This is a genomic window from Spirillospora sp. NPDC052269 (genome assembly GCF_040679435.1).
In the GTDB taxonomy this organism is placed as follows: Bacteria; Actinomycetota; Actinomycetes; order Streptosporangiales; family Streptosporangiaceae; genus Spirillospora.
Window position 1 is genome coordinate 174874 of sequence record NZ_JBFAUU010000001.1, and the last position, 16074, is coordinate 190947.

Below are 16074 nucleotides of genomic sequence, written 5' to 3' on the forward strand. Positions count from 1 at the left end.
AGATGCGATGAATTACCGCGAAAGTGGATAGTCCGCCGACCCTCGGTGCGGTTGGGGGCGGGGAATGCCGAAGGCGGTCCGGTCGGCGGTGATGAGGTCGCTGAGCAGGGCGGCCGTGGCGGTGGCGACCTGTGCGGCGGTGGCGTCGGGGACGTCCGCGTCGCTCTCGAAGGCGCGCCGGACGGTCCGGGCGAGCAGCTCCGCCTGACGCTCCGGGGTCGGCGCGGCGGGGGTGGCCCCGGCGCGGAGGAAGCCTTCGAAGGTCGCCTGGTAGGCGTGTCCGGTCTCGGCGGCGGTCAGGTCGTCCCGGAGCATGCCGTGTTCGGCGAGGAGGGCGAAGTAGCCCTGCGCGACCTCGCCGTGGCGGGCGTCGCGGTCGTCGTCGGGGGAGCTGGTCAGCTTGCCGAGCAGATCCGGGTCGCCGAGCAGGAAACGGCGGAGCAGCGGACGGCCCGCGATGGCCAGGTAGTACGTGGACGCGAAGCGGTGCAGGAGGCAGCTGCGCGCGTCGTCCTCGAGGGCCCGGCGCAGCTCGTCCAGCGCGAACAGGACCTCGCGGGCGAAGACCGCGCGGAACAGCTGCTCCCGCGTCTTCCAGTGCAGGTAGACGGTGCCCTTGCCGATGGCCGCCTCGGCGGCGACGTCGTCGATGGTCACCCGCCGGTAGCCGTGCCGGAGCAGCAGCCCGCCGGCGACGTCGAGGATCCGCGTGGCCCGCTCGTCCCGCTGCCGCGGGTCCCGGAGCCGCTCACCGTTCGCGCTCATGCGCCGCACCGTATGACCAGGTTTCGGTTCTGGTCAACTCGCGACTGTCTGTTGACTAATTTTCAAATCCAGTCATATGGTCCTGGAGTCGGCCATGAGGCGACGACGGCGGCGGGAGAGCGCGATGAGCAACGGCAGCGGCAACGGCGAGAAGAAGACGGTCCTGATCTCCGGAGCCGGGATCGCCGGTTCGACGCTGGCGTACTGGCTGGCCGAGCGGGGGTTCGAGCCGACCGTCATCGAGCGCGCGGCGGGCCTGCGGTCCAGCGGGAACCCGGTGGACGTGCGCGGACCGGCGGTCGAGGTCGCCGAGGCGATGGGCGTGATGCCGCGGCTGCGCGAGGCGTCGACGCGGGTGACGGGGATGAGCTTCGTCAACCGGTCCGGACGCCGGGTCGGGCGGGTGAACATGCGGGCGCTGCGGACGGCGTCCGCGAGCCGCGAGGTCGAGGTGACCCGCAGCGACCTGGCGGCGATCCTCCACGACGCGGGCCGCGACTCGGCCGAGACGCTGTGGGGCGACACCATCACCGGGCTCCACCAGGACGGGGACGGCGTCGACGTCACCTTCGCCAACGCCGCGCCCCGCCGGTTCGACCTGGTCATCGGCGCGGACGGCCTGCACTCGACGACCCGCCGGATCGCCTTCGGGCCTGAGTCCGACTTCGTCCGCCACATGGGCCTGTACGTCGCGACGATGCAGCTGGACGGCCCGTCCGACGACCCCGATCACGTGGTCATCCACAACGCGCCGGGGCGGATGGCGTCCGTCCACCCCGTGCACGGCCGCGGCCTGGCGGCGTTCATCTTCCGCCACGCGGAGGTGGAGGGCTTCGACCACCGCGACCTCGCGCAGCACCGGCGGATCCTGGCCGATGCGTACGCCGGCGACGGATGGCGCGTCCCCGAACTGCTGGAGCGGGCGCGCGAGGCCGACGACCTGTGGTTCGACTCCGTCAGCCAGGTCCGGCTCGACTCCTGGGCGAAGGGGCGCGTCGCGCTGCTCGGCGACGCCGCCTCGTCCGTCTCGCTCTTCGGGGACGGCTCGACCCTGGCCATGGCGGGCGCCCACACCCTCGCCGAGGAGCTCGCCGCCACCCCGGACGACCCGCAGGCGGCCTTCGCCCGCTATGAGGCCCGGCACCGCCTCCTGGTCGACCCGAGGCAGAACAACGTCGCGGTGGCGAGCGCGCTCATGGTCCCGGCGACCCGCAAGGGCGTCGCCACGCGCAACCTGGCGTCCCGCCTCTGGCCGACCGTGGCGGCGGCGACCTGGGTCCGCAACCAGGTCACGCCGTCCCGCAAGCCCGTCGCGGCGGCCGCCTGAGGCGGAGCGGCCGAGGTCAGCCGCCCGTCAGGGTCTGGATCTCCCGGACGGTCAGGCGGGTCGAGCCGGAGGCGGGGAAGGTGCCGTAGGACCCGCCCCGGGCGTCGCAGGCACCCGTGCAGGACCAGGTCACCGAATAGAAGACGGTGGCGGTCACCGACGCGGAGCCGGAGCGGCGGAACCGGTAGGCGCAGCCGGAGGGCGGGCCGCCCCGAAAATACGGGGTGCCCGGACCCTCGCAGGTGATCGTCGTGTCGTCCAGCGACCACTCGACGCGCTGCGGGGCGCCGGTCATGGTGACGGTCTGGCCGTCCACGCTGGCCTGGGCCCTCTGCGGCTTCCAGGCGGACGGGTCCACCCACAGGTACGTCGGCAGTGATACCCACGAACGGCCGGACGGGTTGGTGTGCGGCACCGGGGTGGGAAGCGAGAACGAGGCCCACGCCATCGCCACCACATCGGCGGTCGGCGTCCTGGCGGGTTCGTCGGGGAGCGTGAAGCAGTGGTCCGCGCCGCCGGTCACCTGGCACATCGGCTTGATCGGAAGACGTGGTGTCGCAGGCGCCTGACGGCCGTGGCCGTCCGGGTGGGCGTGGGGCCGACCAGCGCTGCCCGCGTGGGCCGCGTACGCGCCGATCGTGCAGGTCCAGCCCGTCGGCTTGGTGCAACCGCCGGTCGCCAGCGTCCAGACCAGGAGGGGCGCGGTCAGCATCGGGAGTCCTCCGGGGTGGCGAGGGTCGTGACCTTCCAGGCGCCGTCGGCGTGGCTGAGGGCGGCGTACAGCAGGTAGCGGCGGGGAGCGGGCGCGTCGCCCACGCGCTTCCCGGTGTCGCGGCGGAACGTGTACGGGCCCGCCGCGACCATGCAGTCGATGATCTGCGCCTCGTCCGGCCGGACGGCTGCCAGGTGCGGATGCGGGACGGCGTGCCCCCGGCGGACGAGCCCGGCACGGGTGTCCGCGGCGATCTCGTCCTGAAGGCGGGTGGCCTCCGCGCCGGTTGCGACGTCCGGGATCTGGGACGCGTCGCCGGTCGCCAGCGCCCGTTCGATGACCTGGTGAAAACGGCGGTACCGGATGAGGACGTCCGTCCGGGCGGCGGCGGCCGTGGGCGGCGCGGCGACCGGGGCGGCGGTGGTGACGTGCTGGCTCTCGGCCGCGCCGGACGGGTCCAGCGACCCGGGGGACACCGTCGTCGCCGAGTCCGTGCAGGCCGTGGCGGACAGGCACAGCGCGAGCGCGGCGGCGGTCGCTGGGCCTCGGGCGCTGCCTCTCATCGAGCCCTCCTCAGGTGTCGGGCTCGCAGGCTAACGGCGTGATCGGGCGGCGCACCGGGGCTCTGGGGAACGTCCCGAAGGGCCGCTATCGCAGCGGAATCAGGCGGTTCGGCCGATGTCCGCGACGACGTTCAGGCCGAGCAGGAGGTCCAGGTTGATGAACGTCTCCAGCTTCCCGCCCGGTGCGATCGACTCGTTGGACGCGACCCGGTCGAGGACGTCCAGCGCGGCGGGCGTGTTCAGGTCGTCCGCGAGGGCCGTCTCGGCCTCGGTGATCGACGGGCGGTGCAGCGGACGGCCCGGCGCGTTCGCCCAGTGCGCCACGTCCGCGCGCCAGGCCCGCAGACGGGATGCGGCGGCGTCGGCGGTCTCGGCTTCCAGGACCAGGGGCTCGCGGTAGGGCACCGCCAGGAACGCCAGGCGCAGAGCCAGCGGATCGACATCGGACGACCCGGACACCCCGGATGCGGGCGGCACCACAAGCGTCAGCTCGTTCGCCTCGTGCGCGCGCGCGGAGACGTAGAGGTCGGCCTTGGCCGGGGTCTCCGGGTAGAGGGGAGCGACGCCGTAGTCCGAGGCGTCCTCGTGCGCGCCCGAGAGGAGGACGCTTCGCCGGCCGCGTTCGGCGACGCGGCGGAGGAGGTCGGCGACGACGAGGGCCCGGAGGTCGGTGCCGTCCAGGAGGTGGACGCGCAGGACCTCCGCCCTGGGCAGACCTTCGAGCCGTCCGGTGCGAGGGTCGTGCAGGCGCAGCATGCTTCGGAGCCTAAGCGATCCCGACCCGACACCGAGGGACCGGCCCGATGCCGAATGGCCGGCCCGATGCCGAGGACCGGCCTGATGCCGAGGGGCCGGGCGGACGGCGAGGGGGCGGGCGGGCGGAGCCGGGGGGTTAGGGGAGGGTGGTCGAGCCGTCCGGCTTCCGGACGGCCGCGAACCGCAGCCGGACGTAGTCGGCGACCCAGCCGGACTCGCGGCGCAGCGCCGGGGCGGCCAGCTCGTTCACCCGCGCCAGCAGCTGTTCGACCAGCTCGGGCGGGACGTCCGCCAGGGCGCTCGGGGCGTAGATGCGGATCCAGTCGGCCGCGCCGTCCGGGCACTCGGTCATCCGGGACGGCCGGTCCGCGTGCTCCAGCAGCCGGATCGTGAACCCGCCGTCCTCCAGGCGCGCCGCGTACTCGGCGGGCGTCGGGAAGTACCAGGGCAGCTCGGGCTCGCCGAGGCCGAACACGCGCCACGCGGTCTGCATCGCGGCGATCAGCTCGGCGCAGTTCCCGGCGCCGCCGAGCTCGCCGACGAACCGTCCGCCGGGACGCAGCGCCGCGTGGACGCGGGCGATCACGGCGTCCGGGTCGCGGGTCATCCAGTGCAGGGCCGCGTTGGAGGCGACCGCGTCGAACGGCTCGCTGGTGCTGAAGTCGTGCGCGTCGCCGATCGTGAACGACAGCCCCGGGTTCATCGTGGAGGCCCGCGCGACCATCTCCGGCGCGCCGTCGATGCCCAGCACCTCGGCCCCGCGCTCGGCGATCTCCGCGCTGAACGCGCCGGTCCCGCAGCCCAGGTCGATGATCTTCTCGCCGGGTTGCGGGTCGAGCAGGTCGACCAGCGGGGCGCCGTGTGCGGAGACGTACCCGAAGGCTGAGTCGTACGTCGACACGGACCAGTTCACTGTCGCAATTTATCGGACTTGCCACTCCGTCCGAGCGCACGACCCCGGCCACGCCGCCATATCGTGACGTTGAGCGACCGAGAAGGGATGGACCGGTGGAGCAGCAGCGGACACGGGGAGAGGTCCGGATCGTCGGGGCCGAACGGCCTGGCGGACTGGAACTGCGGACGGCGGGCCTGGCGGCGCGCGGGCTGGCGGAGCTGCGGGTGACCGGGCTCGCCTGGTATCTCGGGTCCGGCTGGTCCCAGGTGCTGGGGGAGCTGGCGCGGCGGATCGCCGCCGCCGGACCGGGCCATCCGACGACCTTCGACCTCCCCGCCGGAGGGGCCGAGGGCGGGGACGTGACGATCAATCTGGTGCCGGACGGTGACTTCCTCGCCCCGCACCCGCCGCCCGGCGTGTCGCTCAGCGTGGCCGACTGGCGGCGGGACGTCGTCGGGCGCCTGTTCCCCTCGGCCTCCTCCTGACCTGTCCAGAGCCACGTTCTAGAATCGGCTTCCAATTCGAGGAAGGGACGGCCTGGGTGACGTACACCGAGATCGAGTACGAGGTGCGGGACGGGATCGCCACGATCACCCTGAACCGCCCCGACCGGATGAACGCCTACACCCACACGATGCGCGCCGAGATGCTCGACGCGTTCGACCGGATCGACGCCGACGACGACGTGCGCGTGGTCGTCGTGACCGGCGCGGGCCGGGCGTTCTGCGCCGGAGCCGACCTCGGCGGCGGGGGCGACACCTTCAACAAGGACAAGTCGCACGACATGTTCGCGGGCGAGGACGACGTCCTCGAGGACGGCACCCCGCGCGACGGCGGCGGCACGGTCGCGCTGCGCATCGCGCGCTGCCTCAAGCCCGTGATCGGCGCGTTCAACGGCGCGGCGGTCGGGGTCGGGGTGACCGTGACGCTGCCCATGGACATCCGGCTGGCCAGCGAGAAGGCCAAGTTCGGGTTCGTGTTCGCGCGGCGCGGGATCGTCACCGAGGCGGCCTCGTCCTGGTTCCTGCCGCGCCTGGTCGGGATCGCGCAGGCCATGGAGTGGGCCGCGACGGGACGCGTGTTCGACGCCCAGGAGGCTCTGGCCGGAGGCCTGGTCTCCCGCCTTTACGCGCCGGACGAACTGCTCCCCGCCGCGTACGCGCTCGCGCGCGAGATCGCCGACAACACCTCGGCGGTCTCGGTCGCGGCGATCCGGCGGCTGATGTGGTCCGGGCTGTCCGCGCCGTCCCCGTGGGAGGCGCACGTCAACGACTCGCGCCTCATGGCCGCGCTCGGCGCCGCCCCGGACGCGGCCGAGGGCATCACGTCCTTCCTGGAGAAGCGGCCCGCCGCGTTCCCCATGCGGGTCAGCGAGAACCTCCCCGCCGAGGTCCCCGACTGGCCCCTCCACTGACCGTCCCTCCGTGCGTCCGCTGACCGTCCCTCCGTCCGCCGACGGTCCCTCCGTGCGCTGACCGTCCTTCCGTCCGCCGGTTCGGCGAAGCTCCTGGGCGATCTGGGGGTTTTTGCCGATTCTGGACGGGTTCCTCGACGGCGCGTGAGTCGTTCCGGGGCACGCCTGAGAAGGCGAGGCCGAAGGGACGCGAGGCCGGAGGGACGGAGGTGCGCGGGATGAGAGTCACACCGGTGGCGAGCGTCGCCGTGGCCGGGTTCATGGCCGGGGCGGTCGCCGCCTGCGGGTCCGTCCACACCGGGGAGCTGAGGCAGCACGCCGTGCTCGGGAAGCGTGCGCCCGCGCCGAACCCGGCACCCGCGGCGCCGCCGCCGCGGAACATCGACTGCGCCCAGCTGAAGTGCGTGGCGCTGACGTTCGACGACGGACCCGGCCCGTACACCGCGCACCTGCTGGACGTCCTGAAGGGCGCCGGGGCGCGCGCGACGTTCTTCATGCTCGGCCAGAACGTCGGCGGGCACCGGGCCGAGGTGCGGCGGATGGTGCTCGAAGGGCACCAGCTCGGCAACCACAGCTGGTCGCATCCGCAGCTGACCGGGCTGTCGAGCAAGGCGGTCCGGTCGCAGGTCCAGCGGACCCAGAAGGCCATCTACGACGCGTCCGGCGGGGTGACGCCGACGCTGTTCCGGCCGCCCTACGGCGCGACGAACGCCCGGGTCGGCAAGGCCATCGGGATGCCGGAGATCGTCTGGGACGTCGACAGCCTCGACTGGCGGTACCGCAGCGTCGCCCGGAACATCCGGGTCGGGACGCGGGAGCCGAAGAAGGGCGACGTCGTCCTGTTCCACGACATCCACAAGACGACCGTGCAGGCCATCCCGCGCGTCCTCGCCGGGCTGAAGAAGCGCGGGTTCACCTTCGTCACGGTCGGTGAGCTGACCGCGGGACGGCGGCTGGCCGCCGGGCACACCTTCCCCGCCTGGTCCTAGCCCCCGGCCCAGCCCTCGCCCTCACAGCTCGATCTCCGGTTTGAGCTGGGACATCGTCCAGCGGCGGCGCAGCGCGACCGCCCCGGCGAGCAGGCCCAGTGCGGCGAGCAGGTAGATCCCGAGGACGCCCGTGTCGCGCAGCGCGCGCCCTGCCGGGCCGCCGGAGATCGTCGTCCGCAGCGGCTGGACCAGGTACGTCATCGGGACGACCTCGTGGATCGCGCGGAACGGCTGCGGGAGCGTCTCCACCGGGTACAGGCCGCCGCACGACACCAGCTGCGTGATCAGCAGGACGAGCGCCAGCGCGTCCGCGACCGCGCCGAACGCGACCCGCAGGACCTGCACGATCGCGCCGAACGTCGCGACGCCGAGGGCCATCAGGCCGAGCGTCCCGGCCGTGGAGACCGGATCGAGGCCGAGCCCGACGTCCAGGACGAGGAACAGGAACAGCGCCGCGACCAGCCCGACCGCCAGAACCGGCAGGAACGCGGCGAACGCGACCGTCCAGGCGCCGAGGCGGGAGACCAGCAGCCGCCCGGAGACCGGCCGCATCAGCAGGAACGCGACGATGCCGAACACCCACAGGCCGATCGCGATGAAGAACGGCGCGAGGCCGCGCCCGTACACCCGGGCCGGATGCGCGTTGGACGTGCCGATATTGACCGGATTCGCGAAGTTCTCGGCGGCGTGGTGCAGCGCGCCGTCCTTGAGCAGCGGGATCTGGTCCCGGGCGGACGCCAGCCCGGACGCGAGCTTCTCCGCACCCGTCTTGAGCTGCGCGTTCCCGTCGTCCAACTGCTGAGCCCCGGCCAGCAGCCGCGCGTTGCCGTTGTCGAGCCGCTGAGCCCCCGACAGCAGCGCGCCCGAGCCGGACTGGAGCTGCCGCGCGCCCGCGAGCAGGGGCGTCACACCGTTGTCGAGCTGTCGCGCGCCGACCGCGACGGCCGCCGCGCCCTGGTCCAGGGTCCGGAGCCCGGACGCGCCCTCCAGCAGCCTCGACCGCAGCGCCGGGACGATCTGCTGGAAGGCGCGCGCGTCGGCGGCGAGGCCCGCCGCGGCGCCGTTCACCCGCGCGGTCGTCCCGGCGAGGGCGGCGGTCCGTTCGGAGAGCAGGTCGGCCTCCTCGACCAGAGGCCGGAAGACCGGGTCGTCCGGGGAGATGCGGAAGCGGGCGGCGAGCCGGTTCAGCCTGCCGGAGATCGTCGCGTCGAGGCCGCGGGCGAGTTCGAGGGCCGTCCAGTAGCCGGAGGAGCGGGCGACGGCCGGGAATCGGGACGCGAGGCGGCGGAGGCGTTGCTCCGCCGTCCCGTCCACGGTCCGGAAGGAGGTCAGCAACCTCTGGAACTGGGGACTTCCCGCAATCCGGCGGTGCCGGGCGGCGAGCGCCCGCAGCCACTCCGAGATTGCTCTCGTGTTCTTCGCGAGCCGCTGGGTGAGGACGGCCGCCGTCGAGGTCAGCCGCGCGGCGTCCTTGGTCACCGAGGCCGCCCTCGCCGCCAGCGGCGGCAGGCCGGCGGCGGCGAGCTCGGCCAGCGGGGCCGCCGTCGTGGCCAGGGTGTGCACGCCCCCGGCCACCTGCTCCGCGCCCGGAGCGAGCCTGGCGGAACCGGCCTTGAGCCGACCCAGTCCGTCCGCGAGCCGCGTCGTCCCGGCGCTGGCCTGGCCGAGGCCCGAGACCAGCTGGGCGCTGCCCTGCTTGGCCGTGCCCAGACCGCTCACGAGCTGCGCCGACCCGTCCTTGGCGGTCGTCAGGCCGGAGCTGAGCCGGGCCGCGCCGTCCGCCGCGTCCGAGATGCCGCCGTGCAGCTCGGAGAGCTTGCCGAACGCCGCCTCGAAGTACGCGCTGACCGCCGCCGCCGAGATCTTCCGCTCCAGCTCCGACTGGACGGTCTTGGCCATGACGCCGACCAGGTAGTTGTTCGCGTCGTCCAGCCGGATCGACATCGCGGCCTTCTCCGGCGTCCCGGTCGCACCGCTGGTCAGGCGGGAGCTGAAGTCGTGCGGGACGGTGATCACGGCGTAGTAGCGGCCGCGCTCCAGGCCGCGGGCGGCGTTCCCGGCGTCCACGAAGCGCCAGCCCAGGAACGGGGCCTTCCGCAGCTCGGCCACGAACTGCGAGCCCGCGTCGATCGTCCGTCCCTCCACCTGGACGGGCCGGTCCTCGTTCACCACCGCGACCGGCACCCGCCCGAGCCGCGCGTACGGGTTCCAGTTGGACCACAGGTAGATCCCGCCGTAGATGGTCGGGACGATCACCACGAACGCCAGGCCGAGCCGCTGCAGCAGCGTCCGGAAGCGCAGCAGTTCGAACGGCGCGAGGCGGAACGCGCGCATCACCCACCGCCCCCGGGACCGGGCGCGCGCATCACGCACCCCCTCCGAGGTGGGTGAACACGTTCGCGAGGCCGTGCGCCGGGGACGGCTCGGCGACCGTCGCGACGATCGTGGGGCCGGTGTCCGCCGCGCGCCGGGCCGCCGCCCACAGCGCGACCTGCTCGGCCGCGTTCGCGCCCCGGTCCAGGTCGTCCAGGACGATCACGGGGGGCTTCTCCAGAAGTGCGAGACCGAGCGCGAGCCGGGTGACCTGGGCGTCCGGCAGGTCCCGGACGAGCTCGTGGTCGTCCGCACGCAGCCCCACGAGCGCCCGGACGTCCCCGAAGTCACCAAGATCGACTTCAGGTTCGGATTCGGGATCGGAGTCGCCCTCAGGGGCGGATTCGAGGTCGGAGGGGAGGCCGCGCAGGGTCAGCAGACGCTCCCTGACGTGCTGGCCGACGCGCAGTTCGGGCTCCGGCTCGGCCGCTCCGGTCACCCGCGCGACCCCGACCCGGGCGCGGATCCGCGCCGTGTCCGAGGTGCCCGCGACCACCAGCGCGCCCGCCGCCGGACGCATCCGCCCGGCCAGCGTGAGCAGCAGCGACGTGCGTCCGCTGCCGCCGGGGCCGGAGACCGCGACCACCTCGCCCGGCCCGGCCCTGACCGTCACCCCGGAGAACACCGGGCCCCGGCGCGTCCGCGCGCCGAGCCCCTCGGCCGCGAGCACAGCTTCCATATCGTCCCCCCGGAGAGACACCCTCCGGAGGCGTGCCCGCCCGGATCACCGAACCGGCGGGACGATTGCGAACTTCGCCGAAACTTTGCCCAGGTCAGGGGACTTGTTGGGTCATTCGGAGCGGGGACGGCGCTTGGGTGGAGGGGTGGGCGGGACGACCTTGCCCGCCACGACGATCGCCTCGGGGACGTCCACCAGCTCGCCGCCGCGGCGGCGCACCTTCAACAGACCCTTGGACCAGGATTCGAGCACTCCGACCACGTCGCTGTACTCTCCCGTTGGCAGACGGCGGCGCAGCGACACCCGCTCGCCGACGTCGGCCGGTGTGACGGAGACCACCAGACGCGCGCCGATACGCCCTGGCATGTGCGACCCCCATGTCGAATCGACCGTGCGGTGATGGCCATACTATTCACAGCGAGCTTGCGGTGAGCCGTGACGTGCGGCGGGGCCGGTAACCCGAGAGGAGTCACTCACGTGACCTACGTCATTGCGCAGCCCTGCGTGGACCTGCTCGACAAGGCATGCATCGAGGAGTGCCCGGTCGACTGCATCTACGAGGGCCAGCGGATGCTCTACATCCACCCCGACGAGTGCGTGGACTGCGGCGCCTGCGAGCCGGTCTGCCCGGTGGAGGCCATCTACTACGAGGACGACACCCCCGAGCAGTGGAAGGACTTCTACAAGGTGAACGTGGAGTTCTTCGACGACCTCGGCTCCCCGGGCGGCGCCTCCAAGGTCGGCAAGATCGCCAAGGACCACCCGATCGTCGCCGCGCTGCCCCCGCAGTCGACGGAGGAGTGACGACGGCCGGGACGCCCCCCGGTACGGTTTGAGTCGTCGGGCCGTGGCCTCGCAGGAGGTCGCGGCCCTTTTCGCTACCGTGTGTGACAGGAGGGGTGGGATTGCTTCCGCTGCCGGATTTCCCGTGGGATCGGCTGACGCCGTTCAAGGAGCGCGCCGCCGCGCATCCGGACGGGATCGTGGACCTCTCGGTCGGCACGCCGGTCGACCCCACCCCCGAGCCGGTCCGTGAGGCGCTGCGCGCCGCGGCCGACGCCCCCGGCTACCCGCAGACGTACGGGACGCCCGTGCTGCGCGAGTCCGTCGCGGGCTGGATGCGCCGCCGCCTCGGCGTCCTCGAGGCCGACCCCGACGCCGTCCTCCCGGTCGTCGGCACCAAGGAGCTCGTCGCCTGGCTGCCGACGCTGCTCGGCCTCGGCCCCAGCGACAAGGTCGCCTTCCCGGCGCTCGCCTACCCGACCTACGACGTCGGCGCGCGCCTGGCGGGCGCCGGCTCCGTCGCCACCGACTCGCTGCTGTCGCTCGGCCCGGAGACGCCGCGGCTCGTCTGGGTGAACTCGCCGTCCAACCCGACCGGCAAGGTGCTGCCCGTCGACCACCTGCGCAAGGTCGTCGCGTGGGCGCGCGAGCGCGGCGCGATCGTCGCCGGCGACGAGTGCTACGTCGAGTTCGGCTGGGACAAGGAGAGGCAGCCCGTCTCGATCCTCCACCCGGACGTCTGCGAGGGCTCCCACAAGGGACTGCTCGTGGTGAACTCGCTGTCCAAGCGGTCCAACATGGCCGGGTACCGCGCCGGGTTCGTCAGCGGCGACCTCGACATCGTCAAGCGGCTGCTCGAGGTCCGCAAGCACGCGGGGATGATCGTCCCGGCGCCGGTGCAGGCCGCGATGCGCGCCGCGTTCGACGACGACGAGCACGTCCGCGTCCAGTACGACCGGTACGCCCGCCGCCGGACGGCCCTGCGCACGGCGTTCGAACGGCACGGCTTCCGCATCGACCACTCCGAGGCGTCCCTGTACCTGTGGGCCACCCGGGACGAGTCGTGCTGGGACACCGTCGCCCACCTCGCCGACCTCGGCATCCTCGTCGGCCCCGGCGACTTCTACGGCCGGGCGGGCGCGAACCACGTCCGCGTGGCCTTCACCGCCACCGACGAGCGCGTCGAGGCCGCCGCCGCCCGCCTCTGATCCGCGTCCAAGGCCCGTCGTCCCGTCGAGGGAGGACGGGCCTTTGGCGTACGTCACAGCCGTGCTGCCTGGGGCGACGGCGGGACGCTGCGCTACATTGAAGGCAGGTCAGTACGCACTTACACCGCAAGACGCGCCTCCACGGCACGCACCTACACGCGAGGAGTCCCGCCGCATGTCACGCGACGTCTTCACCGAGGAGCACGAGTCCTTCCGGGACATGGTGCGGTCCTTCATCGCGAAGGAGATCGAGCCGCACCACGCCCAGTGGGAGAAGGACGAGATCGTCTCCCGGGACGTGTGGCGCGCCGCCGGACGGCAGGGCCTGCTCGGCATCGAGATGCCCGAGGAGTACGGCGGCGGGGGCGAGTCCGACTACCGCTACTACGCCGTCCTCAACGAGGAGCTGGCGCTCGCCGGCGCGTCCGGGCCGGGCTTCGGGGTCCACAACGACGTCGTCGGCGGCTACCTGGTGCAGCTGCTGAACGACGAGCAGAAGGCGCGCTGGCTGCCCGGCTACTGCTCCGGCGAGCTGATCACCGCCATCGCGATGACCGAGCCCGCCGCCGGGTCCGACCTGCAGGGCATGAGGACGACCGCCGTCCGGGACGGTGACGACTACGTCCTCAACGGGCAGAAGACCTTCATCACCAACGGCATCCTGTCCGACCTGGTGATCGTCGCGGCGAAGACCGACCCGTCCGCCGGCGCGCACGGCGTCTCGCTCCTCATGGTCGAGCGCGGCATGGACGGCTTCGAGCGCGGCCGCAACCTCGACAAGATCGGCATGCACGCCCAGGACACCGCCGAGCTGTTCTTCGACAACGTCCGGGTGCCGAAGGCGAACCTCCTCGGCGAGGAGGGCATGGGCTTCATCTACCTCATGCAGAACCTCGCCCGCGAGCGCCTCTGCATCGCCGTCTCCGCCGTCGCGGGCGCGCAGGCCGCCTTCGACATGACCCTGGAGTACTGCAAGAACCGCGAGGCGTTCGGCCGTCCGATCGGCAAGTTCCAGCACAACCGCTTCACGCTGGCCGAGATGAAGACCGAGATCGCTGTCAGCCGCGCGTTCGTCGACCAGTGCCTCACCAAGGAGGTCCGCGGCGGGCTGGACGCCGAGGAGGCGTCCATGGCCAAGTACTGGACGACCGAGATGCTGAAGACCGTCGTCGACCGCTGCCTCCAGCTGCACGGCGGCTACGGCTACATGAACGAGTACCCCATCGCCAAGGCGTACCAGGACGTCCGCATCCAGACCATCTTCGGCGGCACCACCGAGATCATGAAGGAGATCATCGGCCGCGGCCTCGGCATCTAGCCCGCCGTCGGCGCCGACGATGATGCGATGACGCAACCATCACGCAACCGTTCGCTGATCCGGCGCGTCCAACATTCGCTTGGGCGGTTTGTCGGATAAGGGGTGGATGTGGCGTTGTTCGAGCGGATTCGGGGCGAACTGGTCGACGTCGTGGAGTGGCTGGACGACAGCCGCGACACGATCGTGTGGCGGTTCCCGCGTCACAACAACGAGATCAAGATGGGCGCGCGGCTCGTGGTGCGGGAGTCGCAGACCGCGGTGTTCGTCAACGAGGGCGTGATCGCGGACCACTTCGGGCCCGGCACCTACACGCTGGAGACGCGGAACCTGCCCGTGCTGTCCACCCTGAAGGGGTGGAAGCACGGCTTCCAGTCGCCGTTCAAGGCGGAGGTGTACTTCGTCAGCTCGCGGCAGTTCACCGAGCTCAAGTGGGGGACGCAGAACCCCGTCCTGGTGCGGGACGCCGAGTTCGGGCCCGTCCGCGTGCGGGCGTTCGGCGGCTTCGCGGTGCGGGTCGTGGACGCGCCGCTCCTGCTGCGCGAGCTGGCCGGCACCGATCCGGAGTTCCGCACCGAGGAGGTCTCCGGGTACCTGCGGCAGATGATCGTCGGACGGCTCGCCGGAGCCCTCGGCGGCGCCGCGTCCGAGACCCCCGTGCTCGACCTCGCCACGCACCAGCAGGCGATCGGGGACCGGCTGGCGGCCGTGCTGAGCGCCGACCTCGCCGGGGTCGGGATCGCGGTGCCGCGGTTCGTCATCGAGAACATCTCCCTGCCCCCCGAGGTGGAGGAGGCGCTCGACAAGCGCACGTCGATGGGCGTGATCGGGGACCTCGGGAAGTACGCGCAGTACCAGGCCGCGAACGCGCTGGAGGACGCCGCGAACAACCCGGGCGGCGGCGGCCAGGGCATCGGCCTCGGCATGGGGATCGCCGCCGGGCAGCAGATGGCGAACGCGCTGAACCCGCAGTTCGCGCCGCAGCAGCAGGCCGCGCCGCAACAACCTGTGGCCGGGCCGCCGCCGCTGCCGCAGGACCAGTGGTACGTCGGCGTGGACGGCGAGCGGCGGGGGCCGTTCGGCCTCGCGGAGCTCGGGCGGCAGGGCGTCACCGAGTCCACGCTGGTGTGGAAGTCCGGGATGGGCCAGTGGACGCCCGCGCGGGACGTGCCCGAGCTGGCGCGCCTGCTCGGCGACACCCCTCCGCCCCTTCCGCCCGCGTGAACGCGGCCTGCCAGAGCTGCGGGGCCGCGACCGAGTACGCACCGGGGACGAACGTCCTGCGGTGTCCGTACTGCGGGAGCGAGCAGCCGCTTCCCCAAGCGGAGCGCCAGGTGCGGGAGCACTCCTTCAACGAGTTGGTCGGCAGGCCGCGCGTGCCCGCGCAGCAGTTCGCGCGGCAGCGGTACGTCTGCCCGGGATGCGGTGCGCAGCTCCAGGGCGACGCAGTGTCGCAGCGCTGCCAGTTCTGCACCACGCCGCTCGTCGTGGCCACCGGGGACGACCATCAGGTCGCGCCCGAGGCCGTCCTGCCGTTCGCGCTCGACCGGGGCGCCGCGCGGAGCGCGCTGCGCACGTGGACGAAGTCCCGCTGGTTCGCCCCGAACCGCCTCAAGCAGGTCACCGAGGCGGAGACCATGGCGAGCACGTACCTGCCGTACTGGACGTTCGACGCGCGCACGACGTCGCGGTACCAGGGCGAGCGCGGCACGTACTACTACGTGACCGAGACCTACACCGAGGAGGTCGACGGCAAGACGGTCACCCGCACCCGGCAGGTCCGCAAGACCCGCTGGCGGAACGTCAGCGGCACGGTCGCGCGGGACTTCGACGACGTCCTCATCCCCGGGACGCGCCGGATGAACGACAAGACCCTGGAGAAGCTCGGGAACTGGCCGCTCGCGCGGGTGGTGCCGTACCAGGCCGGATACGTCGCCGGGCACGAGTCGCTGCGCTACGACGTCGAGCCGGAGGTCGGCCTGGACCTGGCGAAGCAGCGGATGGCCCAGGTCATCACCAACGACTGCCGCAACGACATCGGCGGGGACGAGCAGCGCGTCCACGCGGTCTCGACCGGATACCGGGACGTGACGTACAAGCTGGTGCTGCTCCCGGTGTGGGCGGGTTCGTACCTGTACGGCGGGAAGCCGTGGAACATCGTGGTCAACGGCGTCACCGGCACGGTGTACGGGAACCGCCCGTACAGCGCCGCCAAGATCGTCTCAGTGGTCCTGGCGGTGCTCCTGGTGGTCGCGGCCCTCGTCGCCGCCTACAAACTCGGCTACATCGGCTAGC

The 16074-nt window shown here is 72.6% G+C and carries 17 protein-coding genes; 9 read left to right on the forward strand and 8 right to left on the reverse strand.

All coding sequences use genetic code 11. The annotated features are described in order from the left end of the window. Positions 1-12 precede the first annotated feature (12 nt). Positions 13-765: a TetR/AcrR family transcriptional regulator gene (locus AB0L06_RS00845; RefSeq protein ID WP_500228807.1), complete on the reverse strand. Its 753-nt coding sequence runs from the start codon at positions 763-765 to the stop codon at positions 13-15. A gap of 124 nt (positions 766-889) precedes the next feature. Here AB0L06_RS00845 and AB0L06_RS00850 point away from each other — a divergent pair, with 124 nt between their 5' ends. Then, complete coding sequence (locus AB0L06_RS00850; RefSeq protein WP_500228808.1) at positions 890-2092, forward strand: FAD-dependent monooxygenase; 1203 nt, start codon at positions 890-892, stop codon at positions 2090-2092. A 16-nt stretch (positions 2093-2108) separates the two neighbouring features. Here the strand turns inward: AB0L06_RS00850 and AB0L06_RS00855 are convergent, their stop codons facing one another. The 4 genes from AB0L06_RS00855 to AB0L06_RS00870 form a co-directional block, all read right to left on the reverse strand. Then, positions 2109-2804, reverse strand: coding sequence for a hypothetical protein (locus AB0L06_RS00855; RefSeq protein WP_500228809.1), 696 nt, complete (start codon positions 2802-2804; stop codon positions 2109-2111). Further along, positions 2798-3367 carry a hypothetical protein gene (locus AB0L06_RS00860; protein WP_500228810.1) on the reverse strand — a complete coding sequence of 190 codons (570 nt, stop codon included), beginning with the start codon at positions 3365-3367 and terminating at the stop codon, positions 2798-2800. Before AB0L06_RS00860 ends, AB0L06_RS00855 begins: the two co-directional genes overlap by 7 nt. A 99-nt stretch (positions 3368-3466) precedes the next feature. Continuing rightward, positions 3467-4123, reverse strand: a complete 657-nt coding sequence (locus AB0L06_RS00865) for a hypothetical protein (protein ID WP_500228811.1) — start codon at positions 4121-4123, stop codon at positions 3467-3469. Between the two features lie 136 nt (positions 4124-4259). Then, positions 4260-5036: a class I SAM-dependent methyltransferase gene (locus tag AB0L06_RS00870; protein ID WP_500228812.1), complete on the reverse strand. Its 777-nt coding sequence runs from the start codon at positions 5034-5036 to the stop codon at positions 4260-4262. Between the two features lie 95 nt (positions 5037-5131). On the opposite strand from AB0L06_RS00870, the gene AB0L06_RS00875 reads away from it, so the two are divergent. From AB0L06_RS00875 to AB0L06_RS00885, 3 genes are all read left to right on the forward strand, one after another. Continuing rightward, entirely contained in the window at positions 5132-5503 is a 372-nt protein-coding gene (locus tag AB0L06_RS00875; protein ID WP_500228813.1) for a hypothetical protein, read from the forward strand. Positions 5504-5559: 56 nt separating this feature from the next. Further along, positions 5560-6432 (forward strand): enoyl-CoA hydratase-related protein, encoded by an 873-nt coding sequence (locus AB0L06_RS00880; RefSeq protein WP_500228814.1) that lies wholly within the window; start codon positions 5560-5562, stop codon positions 6430-6432. A gap of 218 nt (positions 6433-6650) precedes the next feature. Further along, a complete protein-coding gene (locus AB0L06_RS00885; protein ID WP_500228815.1) occupies positions 6651-7421 on the forward strand; it encodes a polysaccharide deacetylase family protein in 771 nt (256 codons plus the stop codon). Between the two features lie 21 nt (positions 7422-7442). Here AB0L06_RS00885 and AB0L06_RS00890 read toward each other — a convergent pair whose 3' ends face one another. The 3 genes from AB0L06_RS00890 to AB0L06_RS00900 all read right to left on the reverse strand — a co-directional run bounded on the left by AB0L06_RS00890 (position 7443) and on the right by AB0L06_RS00900 (position 10839). Further along, a complete protein-coding gene (locus AB0L06_RS00890; protein ID WP_500228816.1) occupies positions 7443-9755 on the reverse strand; it encodes a YhgE/Pip family protein in 2313 nt (770 codons plus the stop codon). A gap of 31 nt (positions 9756-9786) precedes the next feature. Further along, complete coding sequence (locus AB0L06_RS00895) at positions 9787-10473, reverse strand: ATP-binding cassette domain-containing protein (protein WP_500228817.1); 687 nt, start codon at positions 10471-10473, stop codon at positions 9787-9789. Between the two features lie 111 nt (positions 10474-10584). Beyond that, positions 10585-10839, reverse strand: a complete 255-nt coding sequence (locus tag AB0L06_RS00900) for a putative acetyltransferase (protein ID WP_500228818.1) — start codon at positions 10837-10839, stop codon at positions 10585-10587. Between the two features lie 111 nt (positions 10840-10950). On the opposite strand from AB0L06_RS00900, the gene fdxA reads away from it, so the two are divergent. The 5 genes from fdxA (at position 10951) to AB0L06_RS00925 (ending at position 16073) form a co-directional block, all read left to right on the forward strand. Continuing rightward, a complete protein-coding gene (gene fdxA / locus AB0L06_RS00905) occupies positions 10951-11277 on the forward strand; it encodes a ferredoxin (RefSeq protein WP_500228819.1) in 327 nt (108 codons plus the stop codon). Between the two features lie 101 nt (positions 11278-11378). Then, positions 11379-12464, forward strand: coding sequence for a succinyldiaminopimelate transaminase (gene dapC / locus AB0L06_RS00910; RefSeq protein WP_500229288.1), 1086 nt, complete (start codon positions 11379-11381; stop codon positions 12462-12464). Between the two features lie 175 nt (positions 12465-12639). Next, complete coding sequence (locus tag AB0L06_RS00915; protein ID WP_500228820.1) at positions 12640-13782, forward strand: acyl-CoA dehydrogenase family protein; 1143 nt, start codon at positions 12640-12642, stop codon at positions 13780-13782. Between the two features lie 108 nt (positions 13783-13890). Further along, the gene (locus tag AB0L06_RS00920; RefSeq protein WP_500228821.1) at positions 13891-15003 is read left to right on the forward strand and encodes an SPFH domain-containing protein; all 1113 of its coding nucleotides are present in this window, start codon (positions 13891-13893) and stop codon (positions 15001-15003) included. Between the two features lie 110 nt (positions 15004-15113). Next, positions 15114-16073 carry a hypothetical protein gene (locus tag AB0L06_RS00925; protein ID WP_500228822.1) on the forward strand — a complete coding sequence of 320 codons (960 nt, stop codon included), beginning with the start codon at positions 15114-15116 and terminating at the stop codon, positions 16071-16073. Position 16074: the final 1 nt, after the last annotated feature.